Raw genomic sequence first — 15,121 nt, forward strand, 5'->3', positions numbered from 1 at the left:
GGCGAAAGCTTCTCAAAGAGGGGTGGGGTGGAATCTTCGAAGGAACAGCGAATAGAGAAGAAAACTATCCAGACTAGAATGGGGAGTTGTCCCAGCCGGCCAAAGAGGACATTCATGATTGGTCTAATTACCGGCGTGGAAATTAAAGAGGAAGCGCTTGAACGCTTCGGCAGTGACCTGTCTACTGTTGTATCTCTTGAGGTACGATTGGCTCTCTTCATCGTCGGGATACGCCTCATCCGTCCCATATGGATAGGAAGACATGCCGTGAAAGGGCAGCAGTTCCACCGTCTGTCCCTGGGCGGTATTGAGGTCTCCGTCCTTCAGCCAGCCGTTGTTGTAGAAGAGAAAATCCCTGCTCCACCCGGAAGGTAATTCGGGAGAGTCTTCTGCGTCGAATTCGAGGGTTACTTCATCGCCGGCATTCATGACGACATACTTGCTGTCTGACTCTAACAGCAGGGGAAGTACATCGCCGTACCGTGTGTAAAAACCGGTCAGATCGCGCCACTTGGCCTCTGTGGAAACAGTCTGATAATCCGGGATGCTGGGACTGTAAGGCGTCTCCCAGGTCAGTTCTGAGAATCCCCGGTAGTGCAGATCGGCCGCCACAGGATCAAGGCGTACCTTGCGCAGCGAACCGCTGGAGACGTCGGTGGAATAAAAGATATGATCCCAGTAGATTTGCATATTCGTCCGGATGCGGATGCGGTAGTCGTGGGTAAGAAACTTGTTGGTCAACTCCACCACCAACGTTTTGTTCTTTCCTTTGGGAAAGCTGAGGTTCTCAATCACCGTTTTCCAGTTTCCTTCGTCATCAATCACCTGCAGAAGAGGAAAAACGGAGCCGGCCGCCGCTGATTGAGCCATGTTCATATTGATACTGGCATCGGTGGGGAAGAGCCATCCATACAGAAAGAGAAAGACGCTGTCGGCGCCGGACAAATCTCCTAGATCGAGAATAAGGTCGTGATGTTCCATTACCCCCTGATACATGGCGGGAGTCAAATTGGAGACGTAATCTCCATCGGCGTGTGCGATCTTCTCTAAGACGTCATTTCCACGATCATCCCGGGCTGAGACCGGCTGGCGCTTATCTGTGACAGCGTAGATGCGGAACGGTGGAAAGGGCGGCGGTGTAAAGGTCTCGTCCACGAAGATGTCAACACTGTCCGGATGGTCAACCACAATCAGACGAACCTGGTCGAGGTACGGAGTCTCCCACAGTTCTGTGGTGAACTGCAGTGAATATTTTCCACCTTTCGGCTTCAGCCTGCCAGAGGGAAGTTTGAAGTGCTCACTGGCAGAATTAGGGAAAGCGTACAACGGCTCTCCAACCATGATTCCTAAAGGCATGCCGAGGGCGCTGGCCCACAGGGCATCAGTGGCGAACTCGTATTCAATTCCGTTCCAGACATAGAGCCACGGACACGATCCTTTCAGGATCTGCGTCTCCACAACGGTCTGATTCCTTTCAGGATTGAAACGGTTCTGAGGTACACCGTTACTCCAGACAACCCGAACCACGTCCGCACCGTCCCGGTTGCCGAGACCGAAATGTGCCACAGGATCGCTCATCACTTTCATCTGATACAGATCGCCCGCCTTCACTTCTACTTTGGCGCCGATGCCGAAATAGTTATTCTTCGTACTGCCTGTACGAAGCCCTGCCAGCCGCACCACTAGGAAATTGTTTACATTACCGCCATCGTTGCGAAGCAAATGAACGCCGCCGTAAATATCTGCCACAAAAATGTCAAGATCACCATCATTGTCGTAGTCAGACACTTCCGCCTGACTGGCAGGGCCCAGGTGATCGGGTAGCAATGAAGACGCTTCCAGATACGTTCCGTCACCACGATTGTAAAACAGTTTAAGCCCACCTCTCTCCGTATTCTCATCCGAAGGGCTTCCCGCCGCCAGGAGGTCAAGGAAGCCATCGTTGTCGGCGTCGAAGAAAACGGCATCTAGGCCGGCAAAACCTTTTATACTCTCAAAAGCGTTGTGCGAGCGGTCGTCCTGTTCAAATGTGCCGTCTCCCTGGTTGCGTAATAGCAGGTGCCGCTCTCCGGCCAGGTCAGTGACAAACAAGTCAAGGTATCCGTCGTTGTCATAGTCCCCCGCCGCTACGGCGCCTGAGCCGCCGTCTGTTGTCAGTCCCGCATGGGTGGTAATGTCGCGGAAATAGCTCTGGCGCAAGTTATCGAAGTAGCGGTTACTGCCGTCCTCATTCACAACAAGGAGGTCGATATCCCCATCATCATCAAAATCCCCAAAAGCGGCATCCCTGCTGATGAGTGCCTCGCCGTCGATGCCCGCCTCATCCGCGATTTCGGCGAATGTCCCATCTAAATTGTTTCGGTACAGCCGGTTCTGTGAAGTAGTGCCGAGAAAGAGATCGAGATCTCCCTCAAGATCGAGATCGGCGAACAGAGCCGTCCGCCCTTCAGAAGTAGTCTCAATTCCAGCAGAGGCAGTTACATCCTGAAAAGTGCTTTCTCCGGAATTGTGGTAGAGCTTGTTAGCCTTGCTGTTGACTACAAACATATCGAGGTAGCCGTCGTTATCGTAATCAGCGAAGAGCGCGGACAGATTTCTGCCCGGATGGGAGATACCCGCCTCAGCAGCAATGTCTGAAAAGGCACCGTTATCATTGGTGAACAGGTAGTGCCGGCTGACTTTCTCTCCGGACAACCAGCGGGAGACAAAGAGATCCTGATCCCCATCGCCGTCGTGGTCGCCCTCGGCCAGGATAGTGAGCGGATTGTCACCGCTGGGAGCCGCGTCAACGTCGACTGAAACAATGTTTAATCCACTTGCGTCTGTCACATCATTGAAGGTAAGAGTTTCCGGAATCCCGGTTTGTCTGTGTCTCGGCAACGATGCAAGCTGGCTGAAACGATAAATAGGTGCGCCGGCAATGGGGCCGCCTGTTCCCCGCAGTTCGGTGAGAGACGCCTGGTAGAAGGACGTGGGCTTCATCAGATTGTGAAACATGAGGGCGGGAGTGAAGGCCTGTTTTGCATCGCCATTACGCATCAGTTCAAGAGCTTTGCGAAATATCTCTACAGACCCTTGCGGCAGCTCCGGAAGTGTCTGACGAATCGTCTCCATCTGCTGTATCGCATCGCCCGGCCTATCGCCCCGCAGCAGCAATTCGATCAGTCTCAGGCGCGCCGCCACGTTGGCAGGAATAGCGTTTACCACTTGCGCCAGACAGGCTGTTGCTCTCTCTTGAGCTTTTGGGTCCGGCATCTTGGTGTAGTACAGAGCCAACTGATACAGTGTTCGTACATGATCGGGATGTTTCTTGAGAACAGTTTCAAGGGTACTGACGGCTCGAGATTCTCTTTGGGTCAGCTCGTACACCTTAGTCAGCAGAAGACTGATATCAGGGTCCTCCGGCTTCAGACGCAGTGCAGACAGCAACCACTTTTCTGACTGCTCAAGTTCTCCAGCCATGCGCAGATAGGCAAGGCCGAGGTTGGCGTAACCGAGAGGTTCCTCTGGTGCGATCTCCACAAGCTTTTGAAATTCATCCGCCGCATCCCGGTGTTGACCTTCCTCGAGATAGGCCAGCCCAAGATTGCGGTGTGAAATCATCTGTCGAGCAGTTTCCGAATTAACGCCACCATTTTTTGCGCAGCCTCCTAAAAAGAGAAAAGTTCCTAGAGACAGTGCGAGCAATTTTTGTCTGCCGTGCCCGCGACTGTTACTCATAATGCAGCCCGAAGCCGAATGGAAAAAGTGGCTTCTTAGAGTCATAAGGAACGTCCTCTAGTTGATTCTCTACGGCACTCAAGGAAGAGGGCAGCTCAAACGGTAGTTTGCCTTGCGGTGCTGATCTGCCGAATATTATATCCATGAACACATCGTCTTCCATTTCAAAGTCAATAGCCAGCGCACTGCTTGCTTCTAAGATCTCTGGGATGAGGGCCGGCCTCTCCAGCGTGATACCGATGATTGTAGGTTTTATCCGCGCCAACTCGAGGATTGGCTGAATTTCCTCTTCAGTAAAGTAGAGCCTGCCCTGGTGAAAAAACTGTTCCAGAAAATATTCATTTCTCTCTTCGTACGGTGTCTTGAGCCTCACAAGAATGTAATCGGCGCTTTCGGCAGTCTGTACTATTTCTGCGTACCCAGCCGCCACTTCTTGGTTGATGTGTTGAACGTACAATTTAATACCATCTTTGAGAGGCAAGACATTATTATCATTCTTCAGCAGCACGGCGGACCTGCTCTGTGCCTCTTTTCCTCTGCGTACAGATTCGGCTTGTGGCACAATCTGTGAAGCCGTCGCCTCATCAACATATGGGTTGTCAAAAAGTCCAAGCTGGAATTTGTCCTCAAGTAATCTTCTAACGGACATATCTATTCTGTCTTCAGTGATCTGGCCGCTCTCCACCAGCTCTACAATCCAGTCTGGTGACGCTTCACCGCCAAACTGATCGCAACCTGCATCCAGCACCTTTTTCACTCGCTCAAGTTCTGTCAGGTGCTCTACTCCCCAACTTCTCCCGTGACCGAAAGAACCGTCGGAAATAATGTTCCAATCGGTACAGACAACACCGTCGAATTGATACCGTTGCCGCAGCAAGCCTGTAATGATATCTCGATTGAAGGCGAAGCCGACATCTTCCGATGTCTGTCCCACAGGGATACCGTAGTATGGCATAATCTGTGCCGTTCCTGCGGCAAAGGCGCCTTCAAAAGGGATGAGGTGATAGTCAAAGTTCCCGCCTGGATAAACTTGTTCTTTACCATAGAGGAAGTGTGCATCTTCGCCATCTTTCTGCGGGCCGCCGCCGGCAAAGTGTTTTGTCATGCATGCAACACTGTGACGGCCCAGCGAATCGCCCTGAAAGCCGAGAATATACGCTTTTGTCATGGCGGCTGACAGAGCAGCATCTTCGCCAAACGTACCGTTGATCCTGCCCCAGCGCGGTTCTGTGGCAAGATCGGCCATGGGGTGCAGCGCTAGTCGAATGCCGACAGAAAGATACTCCTGTCTAGCGATATCGGCGAATTCCCTGACAAGAGCTGTATCTCTTGTAGCCGCCAGTCCCAGCGGTGTGGGCCAGCGAGAAAACGATACTGTAGCTACGTTGGCGCCGGGATTGTCCGTGGCGGCGTGCCGGGGATCGGATGCCAGGGTTACCGGAATGCCGAGGCGTGCTCTCTCAGCTAGCTTCTGAATGTTGTTGTTCCAGCGCGCCATCACGTCCACGGGAAGATCCTGCATGGTGTTGAAATGAGTCATCTTCAATTGTGTCACCATCTCTGAGTTTATCTTAAACATGAAAGAGAGTGGATTTGACAGTACTGGCCGCTCCATCAGGGAACCGTCACCGTTCATGAAAATCATGGTAATGAACATCAACCCGGCTTTCTCTTCCAGCGTCATCTGAGATAGCAGGTCTTCAACACGCTTGTCTATGGGCTGACGGCTGTCCTCGTAATGATCCAGCTTGCCGTTCTTGTTAAGGTCCCTGAAAGTAAGCCCTCTTTCGGTAAGTGCGGGCGCTTCAGGGCCCAGCTCGGCCATGTTTCCGGCTGAATTGATGGCGTAGAATGAATAAAAAAGTACAACGCCGAGAAGTATTATGACGGCTACCCCCAGAAGAATATAGAGTGCGACTCTAACAATCCTGTTCATGAGATTCTTTCCTTTCACCTTGGGTCATCGTCTTTCATTCCAAAATCAACTTGATGATAAAATATCATTCCTGCCAACGGTAGGTCCCCATGCATTTTGCCGCTAAACTAGCGCTGAACATTTTTTCATTATATTTTACTGTGAAAGTGCGGGACTTTTTTGTCTGGTTTACACCAACAAGCACAATTGAATTATCCAGATTTTTAAACGCAACAAAAGTCACATTAGCATCCGAGCCCTTATCACAATTAATTCGAATAGCACCTGGCCGTATGAATTTTGAAAATTGTGAGATCAAATAGTATTCAGGTGTAACATACCATTCTGGAGAGAAACTGTTTTTTTCTATCAGGAGAGTTGGCGAAAGCTCCCCGAGGCGATTGTAGGGCCCTTGGTTATGTTCATCCAGCTTTTTGGTGGTCATGGTGACCCAGTACATATAGGATCGCGACCAGTTTTGAAAATATTGTTGAATATTTCGCATGCCCGCCACACCCCATTCTGAATGTTCGGTGAGCTGAATATCAGTGTGGGGATGTTTCTGATGTAATTTGCTCATATTCGATGCCGGAAAAGGCGTATAATTATGAAATGCTGTGGCATCCACATAATGTTTTTTACCCATTTTTTCCAAGGCTGTTAAAATATAATCTGCATTCACCCAATCTTCAAAATTATGGTCATTAATCCAGATTTTTGTCTGTAATTCATCTTTATCTGACAAGTTGGAATGGAAATTTTCATAAGCCGCAACAACAGCAGCCATTTCCTGTTCGGGCGTGAGCATCATACCAGGATAGTCTTTGGGTAAATAATTAGGCTCATTTTGAATTGTAATGGCATAAATAGGGATACCTTCTGCTGCGTAGGCTTCAATGAACTTCCGGAAATAACCAGCCAAATGTTTTTCATAGCCGGATTTTAAGGTACCACCGATAAGAGTACCGGATGTCTTCATCCAGCCGGGCGGGCTCCAGCAGGCAGCAGTAAATTTGATCTCCTGGGGAGGATCTAAATTGGCAGCTACATCCGCAGTCAGTTTCAGCATGTCTACAATACCAAGATCAATATCCGGCTGTATGGAGAATTCAGCCTCCGAGTTATCCTGGTAGCTGTAAAATCCTTTAGGATGTGTAGAAACAGTGCGCCCGTCTGAGAAATCAGAGGTCCCGATTGTGATCCTGAACAAATTAAATCCCATGCCATGGTCTGGATCGATCAGTAGTTTCAAAATTTCCCGTATTTCTTCTTCACTTCTGTTTTTCTTGATTGCATACAGGGTGGTCGCTTCCAGAGATGTACCAATACCCAGCACGGTTTGATATGTTTTATCAGGATTCACCCGAATAACGGGACCAGATGGTTTCACAGCTTTTTTCCATTTTAACTCAGCTTGGCGGTCCAATTTATATCGGATCTCTGATGGATCTGGAGGATTGGTATACCAGACCGGCGAATGCGAGTCCGGTAGCAGTTCGGAACTCCACCATACTTCAATATTTCCATCAAACTGTTTTTTTGAGATTTTATTATCTGCCAACTGCCGGGCGGATAATGCATAAACTTTTAGATCACCAAGTGCCCCTAAAGAAATCAATAAGGTGGACAGTAAAACTCTAGTATTTAACCCTGTGCGCATCATTTTCCCATTCTAACAATATAAACGAACCGGATGATTATTTGCTGTGGATAAATTCTGTTTAATCAATTTCTGTATATCTCTATCAGAACCTCAAGTCAGCCAAAGTATCATCGATCCATCCCTCAGATATTTCTGAATCATCTATCATTGTGAACCATAAATGTGCCTTGCCCTGAACAAAAGATTTCAGGTTTTTTAAGGAATCAACCAAATCTTGGCGCTTGATACCCATTGTCACTGGATGATAATCCAATTTGACCTCATCCATAATTGCAGTGATTCCTTCAGCCTTATTATTCTGCAATCGACTCATCAGATATATTCCCAATCCCACAATATGCCCGTGAATGAACGATCGTTTTAACCGTTCTTCCAACTCATAAAAAAGAAAATGCTCCGAACCTTCTTCCACACGATAGTGGTCTGCAGGAATACAGACCGCATTCAATTTCATATAACCCTGAACGATGGCGAGCAACCCCTTATCAGTAATATCTCTTATCTCAGGAATTACCGCATATAGTTCTTCAAGTATTCCTCTGGCTTCCTTGACTGCTGCCGTAGAAAAAGGATATTCAGACTGACCTTTACTCTGGGCATATTCCCAATCAAAAGTAGCAGTGTGCATGGAAAGTAGATCCCCAATGCCTGCAATATTCAAGGTCGGCGGAGCAGTGCGGATAATATCATAGTCTATGATCAGAGGATCCGGACTGGCTGTTCCAACATACTTAACCTCATGATTGATCCTGATTCCAGTGGCAGGTGTCACAAATGCATTCACACTGATTACAGTTGGAATGGTCACCAGCTTGAGATTTCGTTTCCATGAAAAGTATTTGGCAGCATCCACAGCCAAACCGCCACCGATACCAATTATGGTATCACATTCCGGAAGATTCAATAACTGTTGATCCAAGACTACTTGATCCACCGAGTTTACAAACACCACTTCCTCTGGGATTCTGCCCAGCAAGTCTCTTGTGATATTCCAGGGGATATCCATTGTTACAACAACAAATTTGCCAATTTCCCTGCCAATCCCCTTGACGCTACCAGAGCCAAACCGGTATGATAATACATTTGTCTGGCCTGATATTTCTTTCATTTATTACAACTCTTATTTTATAATTATTCCCAAGTTGAAAGTAGTGATCGAATCAGTCATCTTCGAGAATATTACACCCAATAAATAAACACATCATCTTATATTACGTTTCTTTTTATCATTATATCTATAAGAGATCTCTATACCAATAATTCGAAAGGCAGCGGATAGATAAGCACTGAATGGGTATAATGTATTTGATACCTCTTCTGGACTTCATAGTTTATCGTTTCATGAATATTTCTTTGAAAAAAACCACCCTGAGTCATCGTTGTCCGCCAGTAATTGCGCCGGTGTTTGTCTGGTGCTCAATCTTGTGACTAATCTGTTCAAGAAATGCATCCAATTGTCTGTAGCGGCTGTTTATTTCTAGGGGAAGTTCGGCCATCGTCAGTTCAGACAGATTGCTGAAGTAAGTTTCGAAGAGACCCCCCTCTTTTGGGTCTATTGTGCTGCCCGCCGGACGGCCTGATTTAGTGTCCCCTTCTCCAGAAAAACGTTGAACAGGTGCCGTAGGTCGCGAATATTCCGCTGCTTTAGTTAGAGAAGTTAACGCTTTTTGAAGATTTCCCCTCTTCCAGTCGATATAGCCTGTTAGAAAGTGCGCCTCTACGCTTCTAGTGTTCGATCCGATGACGGCATTGAAGAGGCGTTGAGATTCTGAAAAGTTTCCTCGGATAAGTGCGATTTGCCCGAGGCGAAGCACGGGAGCAGTCACTTCTTTGTTAATGGCAAAGGCCCGTTGGAACTCAGCTTCGGCCGCATCAAGGTTGAACATATTTCCGTTTTCGATCATTAGATAAATGGTTCCCAGCTGAGAATGAGCGCGGGCACTGTTTGGGTTGACTTCTGCCAAGCGCCTCCAGATCTGTTCAGCTGCTTCAAGCTCTCCCAAGTCGAAGTACATATTGCCCAGATAGTAGAGGGCGTCCTCGTGACTGTTGTTGAGGCTGATCGCCTTACGGTATTCGGCGACAGCCTTTCGCGGATTGCCGGCAATACGAAATCTTGTGGCCCGTCGGTAGACTTCCCAAAACTGTTGAATCTTTTCTTTCTCAGGAAACGTTGAGATCCTGTCGTCATCTTTAGAGACTGCGTCACCTGAAGAGCGCTTCCATACAGAGACAACAGCAAACAGGGCAAGGAGTGCAATCAGTATGGTGACAAAAGTTCTACGCACTTTTTATCCCCGCGGGCGGGGAGGTTAGGCCTAAAGAGGGTTCTCCCCCTCCACAATGTGGAGTGTCTGGCCGGATGCTACATGGCGCAACACTTCTGTTAGCCCGCTGGGCCAGATGATTTCGATGGTATCAGCCTTTGACGCATTTCCGAGGCCGAAATGCTCAACTAGACTGTTTTGGGATAGATAGGAACTTTGCGCCCCCACCTGACGTGACTGTACTCGGTCTCGCGCCGCCAGACGCAGCCTGGCCCCAATAGCCTGCCGGTTACTCTGCGTCCCTTCCAGCCGGAGCTGCAGCCATCGGTTCCGGTTGCCGCCATCGTTTCTCAGCAGCAGTCCAGGACCATCGTTGTTAACGACGAAGATGTCAACGTCACCATCATTGTCGTAATCTGCGAAGGCAGCGCCCCTGCCAACGTGTTCCGATTGGAGGACTTCCCCGCTGACGGTGGAAACATCATAAAACCCTTCTTCAGTTCCCCGGTTCCAGAAAAGCTGATCGGGCATTGGAATCAGTAGCCACGACTTCTCCCTCCGCTGAATAGTGCTACCGTTCGCCACGTACAGATCGAGCCAGCCGTCGTTGTCGTAATCAAAGAAGGAGGTACCGAATCCAATAAAATCGAGGGCGATTTGCCCCAATCCATGGCGATCCGCCTCGTCCATGAATTTGGTCGTATTTGAGGTGATGTCTAAGCGTGTGAGTTGAGACAGCATTCCGCTGTAAAGCGCATTTTCCTGTGCGAGCCAGTGTGTGATATACATGTCCATGTCTGCATCGCCGTCCCAGTCTCCAACAGCAATTCCCATAGCTCCGCGATAATCAGCCACATGTGCTACATGGCTGATTTCTTCGAATGTTTCATTACCCAGATTTCTGAAAAGTACGTTATCGGAGACGTCGTTCGCCACGTACAGGTCTGGCCAGCCGTCTTCGTCGAAATCGCACCAGGCGGCAGAGAGACTACGTCCACGAAGGTCCTCGACGCCGGCCTTTGAGGATATTTCGCTGAAGCTCCCGTCACCGTTATTGCGATAGAGCAGATTGCGGTCCGGACGGAAGGATGAAGGGTTAATACTGACGGGAACTTCCACATCGTACTGTAGTGTCGTTTTTTTGTTTTCACTGGAGGCATACTGTACATAACCACAGACGTAGAGGTCGATAAAACCGTCACGGTTGAAATCACTCCAGGATGCCCCTGTCCAGAAACCGGGTCGTCCGCCAAGTCCCGTTTCTGTTGTCTTATCGCTGAATGTACCATCGCCATTATTGTGATAGAAAACGTTCTTGCCGTAGCACGATATGAAAAGGTCCAGCCAACCGTCGTTGTCATAATCCCCCCATGTGGGAGCCATTGCACAGGCCCGGAGATCGACACCGGCTTCCGAGCTTACTTCTTCAAAGGTACCGTCCCCGTTGTTACGGTAGAGCGCGCAGTGAGCCGCAGAGGCGGCGACCTCTTCTTCGGTGAGAGTAAGAGGGCCTGCTTCGTTGGCTACAAACAGATCGAGCCAGCCGTCGTTGTCGTAATCTCCCCAGGCGGCACCGGAACCCATGTCCTCAGGAAGCTGTGATGATCGTCTGCCGGAGAAATGCCTGAAGGAGATACCTGCATCGTGAGTGGCGTCCACAAAGGTAATCTTTGGGTAATTGTCTGGAATTGTCCGTTCCAGCTCAGCCGTCAAACCCTCAATTTTTTCGCCCGGGATGTAGGGTCTGTCCGGTTTAGAAATAAGCCAGATTATAGCAGTAACAGCTACAATAAAAGAGGAAACACCAAGGGTGGTTGTAATAAGGCGGCGTCTTCGCCGGGAGGATTTTGCGGCCACGTATTCAGAGACTTCTGTCGGGCACAACCTCAATCATTCTCTGATCTTCAGAAATGAGCGTAACTGGAGCAGTTACACCGGAGTCCTCACCAAGGAGAAAATTGAGCAAGAATTGATCTATCTTCCTGTAGAGCAGTTTTGCCGATACGTGCAGTTCAGTCACCTCGTCATTTGATACTTTGAACCGGAATTCATCTTTCTTGGATAAATCTTCCTTGCCACTGGCAGCTGAGCCGGGACACGGAAAGGTGAATTCGGCCTGATCGGAAAAACCGGGGAACAAAACGCGGCGGTAGCGGACGCCCACCATTTCCCACAGATTATGTCGATCAATGAGGTTGCCGTACTGATCGATGGCCTCGGCTTTGAAAATGAACGATCCCGGCTCAATAAAGTGCTTCTCATCTCTGTGCCCGGAGCTGAAAATCTCATTCCCATTCTGGTCTTTCACCACCAGTTCAACCCACGCCTGAATAATATCCATGGGACCGGTGGGGAAGTCGTGACCGACCTTGTTGTTGGTGATCACTGTCTTAATCGCCACCTCCTGACCGGGTGTCACCTGTTCAGGCACAATCAGCTCCAGCGGAACAGCCGGACCGGGACGCCACTTGTCCTCGATTTCAGGGATCTCGTATTTGCCCTGAAGCCATTTTTCCGTGAGGGCGATATGTTCACTAGCGCCGGGGAGGTCGAGGATTGCAGGTACAAACTGGTTAGCGGCGAGAAACCGGTGATTGCGGTGTTTGCCATCGCTATCGTTTCGATTATAATCGAGTTCATCGCCACTGGCGGGATCTTGTGAATCTGTGAGTGGCATGTGGCACTCACGACATTCAATGGTTTTACTCGGATCGCCCGGGTGGTTCCAGCGGCTCTTGCGCCAGTTGTCGTACTGATTCTGGAGCTGAACCCACCCAACCTGATTAATCTCCTCATCGATGAACTGTTTATGACACGCGGCGCAAAACTCGGGGCTCTTGAACAGCCGGTGCTGCAGGCTTTCCACGTGATACCTTGGATAGGCGCGAATTAGGAAATCCCGCAGGAAACGGGCCGCTTCCCCTTCATGCAGTTCGAACATGTAGCGCTCGGGCTGGGTGATTACATAGTTGGCATTCCCTTTGAGATCGGTCTCCTTTATCCTATGACAGACGATGCAGGAGACACCTTCCTGGTAACCGACGAGATTAGTCAAATCTTCTCTGAAAATATTTTTTGTTCCTGAGAAGAGCGAAATTGGATCGTGACAGCCGCCGCAATAGCGGGTTGATTCAGGTCCGTTCTGTTCACCCATCACCTTCTGTACCGCCCGGAAGGCAGGGTCCATGGCTGCATAGCGGTGAGCGCTCACTTGCCACTCGTTGAAAATTTCTTCGTGACAGCCGGAGCTTCCGCACGTTTGAGATCCTCCCAGAGAACGGGAGTCAAAGGCGCCGCCGGTATTCGTCTGCGCCAGACTGGGGGCAAAGGGACGGTCCTCTCCGTAGAGATAGCTGTAGTCGTCGGGGAATTCGTCCACCAACTCCACCGGTTCGTAAGCATAAACGAGAATGGCCGAAACGGCGAAAAGAGTCCCTGTCATCAGCAGTGAATTCAGGCCGTACTGTTTCTGTGCTGTCAGGAGCGGCTGTAAACGATCTCGCTGGCGTTCTTTCAAGTCGCGTACCACAATCACAATAAAGTGAGGGAGAAGAGAGGCTATCAGGGCAAAAGTGGAAATAATGTGTACGAGGTCCCATCCGCGACCAATCTTGGTCTGGAAGAGAGCCTGATATGTGAGAACAAGTCCTGTGATAGCAGCCACCGCGGTGATGACTAGAGAGAGATAGCCGGTGAGCTTGATGTTATGCATTTTCATGGAGCGGTAGACGAGCCAGTGTCGGATCTGATACCACGTAAAGGGGACGATGAACACAAGACCAATAACAGTGTGTAGTAAAACTATAACTTGATTCGGTATACTAAAAGGGAGCAGGTAAATGGAAAGGCCTGTGACTGTTTCGAAGAACAGCAGCCCCGAAACAGTCAACAGCAATTTGTGCCGCCACTCCGCCACTCTTTCCAGTTGATTTGATTGATTTTTCATTGTTTTACCTCTCAGCCTTGAAACATTAGATAAGATAAAGGCATCTAAAATTCAGCTACTAAAATGTACGTGGTAGTACAAGAAACTGCAACAAAAATTGCTGTTTTGGTCATGTTTATTCTGAGGAGAAAACGGCCGGATTTCAGTTAAACCACCACCTCATTTTGGTGCCTGCCTATATACCTGGATCGGGGCGTCATTTTTGGCTATAAGGATTACCTCTCGTCCGTCCTGATAAGTAAGTGTAGCTATATCTCGAACCTGGCCGGAAATAAGGAGACCGCTTTCCCCAGGAAGTAAAGCCTTAAAAGTAGTGTTATCACCGCCAAGTAGAAGTGTTCCGTAACTGGCGTCGTATCGTCCCAGCTGGGGAGGAACCCCATGGAAGTTTCCCGCTAGAAGTAGATCCTTGGAGCCATCGCCGTCAAAATCTCTAGCTATGATTGCATAGATAGGTGAGAACTGTGTTTCAACAGGGAGAAGATGTTGCTGGAAAGTCCCGTCGCCGTTACCGTAAAACAGCGTCGTAGCAAATGTATAGGCCTTCCGGACTGTCGCACGGTTCAACTGTTCTTCGCTGAAAACGTCTGTTATCTCCTTTCCCCCGTAGTCAGCGTGCGTAGGGAACTTCTCCTTTAGGTACGGTAGCTGATTCACCAGGTCGGGCCTTAAGAGCATGGGATAACTCTTGCCAGACTTGTAGGTGCACAAGATCTGTTCTATCAAGCCGTTGTTGTCGAAGTCTGATATATAAACAGCCGCCGGTTCTAATAGTGATGCTTTAATCTTGGAATTATTTCCCAGATTGCCTGCCACCAGATCAATAATCCCATCGCCATTGAGGTCATCAGTGACAATACAGTTCCACCAGCCGCTCGTCTTCTCCAGTCCTGTATTACTGGTGATCTCAATCAGAGCGCGGCCGGTATTCTCATACAGTGTCACCGGCATCCATTCACCGACCACTACCAAGTCGAGGTCCCCATCGTTATCGTAGTCGATCCACGCTGCATCCGTTACCATGCCCACCTTGTCCAGTCCGTGGGCATAAGCCTCCGTCACCACTGAGAACAGCCCTTGCCCGTCATTCTCTAATAGATAGCTCGTAGGCGTTAGACCATACTTCCACGGGACGCTACGGCTGCCAATGAACAGATCTGTATCGCCATCGCTGTCGAAATCACCGGAGGCGACGCAAGAACCACTGGCATAAAATTTCGGCAGCCTATTGTTAGAAAGAGAAAATTCACCGGAACCGTCATTAATATAGAAACGATCCAACAGGGCAGGTGCTTGCCTGGAATATTCATTTCCCCCACTGACAACATAAAGATCCTGATCGCCATCACCATCGGCATCAAAGAAGGCCGCGTCCACATCTTCAGAGATATTGCTCTTGCGGAGGAGTCCTTCATTCGTGCTCTCAAAGGTCCCCGATGCCGTTTGAACCAGTATTCTTCCGGCAGTCCCCTTGGCGCCGCCCAGATAGAGATCATCCCGCCCGTCGCCGTTTATGTCTCCTTTGGCGATCTTAGGTCCCTCAGTAGATAGCAAGTGCGGAATGAGCGGCTCTCTCTGAAAATCAATGAAGTGATTCTCCACGTGCCGGA

Annotated in this window: 8 protein-coding genes; all 8 read right to left on the minus strand. The window is 49.3% G+C overall.

The features are described from left to right. Positions 1–123: 123 nt before the first annotated feature. Complete coding sequence (locus QF669_04440) at positions 124–3,603, minus strand: FG-GAP-like repeat-containing protein (GenBank protein ID MDP6456692.1); 3,480 nt, start codon at positions 3,601–3,603, stop codon at positions 124–126. A gap of 109 nt (positions 3,604–3,712) precedes the next feature. Further along, the gene (locus QF669_04445) at positions 3,713–5,656 is read right to left on the minus strand and encodes a glycoside hydrolase family 3 N-terminal domain-containing protein (protein ID MDP6456693.1); all 1,944 of its coding nucleotides are present in this window, start codon (positions 5,654–5,656) and stop codon (positions 3,713–3,715) included. Positions 5,657–5,720: 64 nt separating this feature from the next. Then, entirely contained in the window at positions 5,721–7,298 is a 1,578-nt protein-coding gene (locus tag QF669_04450; GenBank protein ID MDP6456694.1) for a glycoside hydrolase family 30 beta sandwich domain-containing protein, read from the minus strand. Between the two features lie 82 nt (positions 7,299–7,380). Continuing rightward, on the minus strand, positions 7,381–8,406 hold the full coding sequence (locus QF669_04455; GenBank protein ID MDP6456695.1) for an iron-containing alcohol dehydrogenase: 1,026 nt from the start codon (positions 8,404–8,406) through the stop codon (positions 7,381–7,383). 265 nt (positions 8,407–8,671) lie between these two features. Continuing rightward, entirely contained in the window at positions 8,672–9,586 is a 915-nt protein-coding gene (locus QF669_04460) for a tetratricopeptide repeat protein (protein ID MDP6456696.1), read from the minus strand. 30 nt (positions 9,587–9,616) lie between these two features. Beyond that, the gene (locus tag QF669_04465) at positions 9,617–11,422 is read right to left on the minus strand and encodes a CRTAC1 family protein (GenBank protein MDP6456697.1); all 1,806 of its coding nucleotides are present in this window, start codon (positions 11,420–11,422) and stop codon (positions 9,617–9,619) included. A 4-nt stretch (positions 11,423–11,426) separates the two neighbouring features. Next, the gene (locus QF669_04470) at positions 11,427–13,511 is read right to left on the minus strand and encodes a multiheme c-type cytochrome (protein MDP6456698.1); all 2,085 of its coding nucleotides are present in this window, start codon (positions 13,509–13,511) and stop codon (positions 11,427–11,429) included. Positions 13,512–13,670: 159 nt separating this feature from the next. Continuing rightward, on the minus strand, positions 13,671–15,121 hold a 1,451-nt coding region (locus tag QF669_04475; protein MDP6456699.1), incomplete at its 5' end, for a VCBS repeat-containing protein.

The organism is Candidatus Neomarinimicrobiota bacterium (assembly GCA_030743815.1).
Classification (GTDB): domain Bacteria; phylum Fidelibacterota; class Marinisomatia; order Marinisomatales; family S15-B10; genus UBA2146.

Excerpts from the sequence above, each read along its gene's own strand:
- QF669_04470 (MDP6456698.1), bottom strand. The coding sequence starts at position 13,511 with ATGAAAAATCAATCAAATCAACTGGAAAGAGTGGCGGAGTGGCGGCAC.
- QF669_04450 (MDP6456694.1), bottom strand. The coding sequence starts at position 7,298 with ATGATGCGCACAGGGTTAAATACTAGAGTTTTACTGTCCACCTTATTG.
- QF669_04440 (MDP6456692.1), bottom strand. The coding sequence starts at position 3,603 with ATGATTTCACACCGCAATCTTGGGCTGGCCTATCTCGAGGAAGGTCAA.
- QF669_04445 (MDP6456693.1), bottom strand. The coding sequence starts at position 5,656 with ATGAACAGGATTGTTAGAGTCGCACTCTATATTCTTCTGGGGGTAGCC.
- QF669_04455 (MDP6456695.1), bottom strand. The coding sequence starts at position 8,406 with ATGAAAGAAATATCAGGCCAGACAAATGTATTATCATACCGGTTTGGC.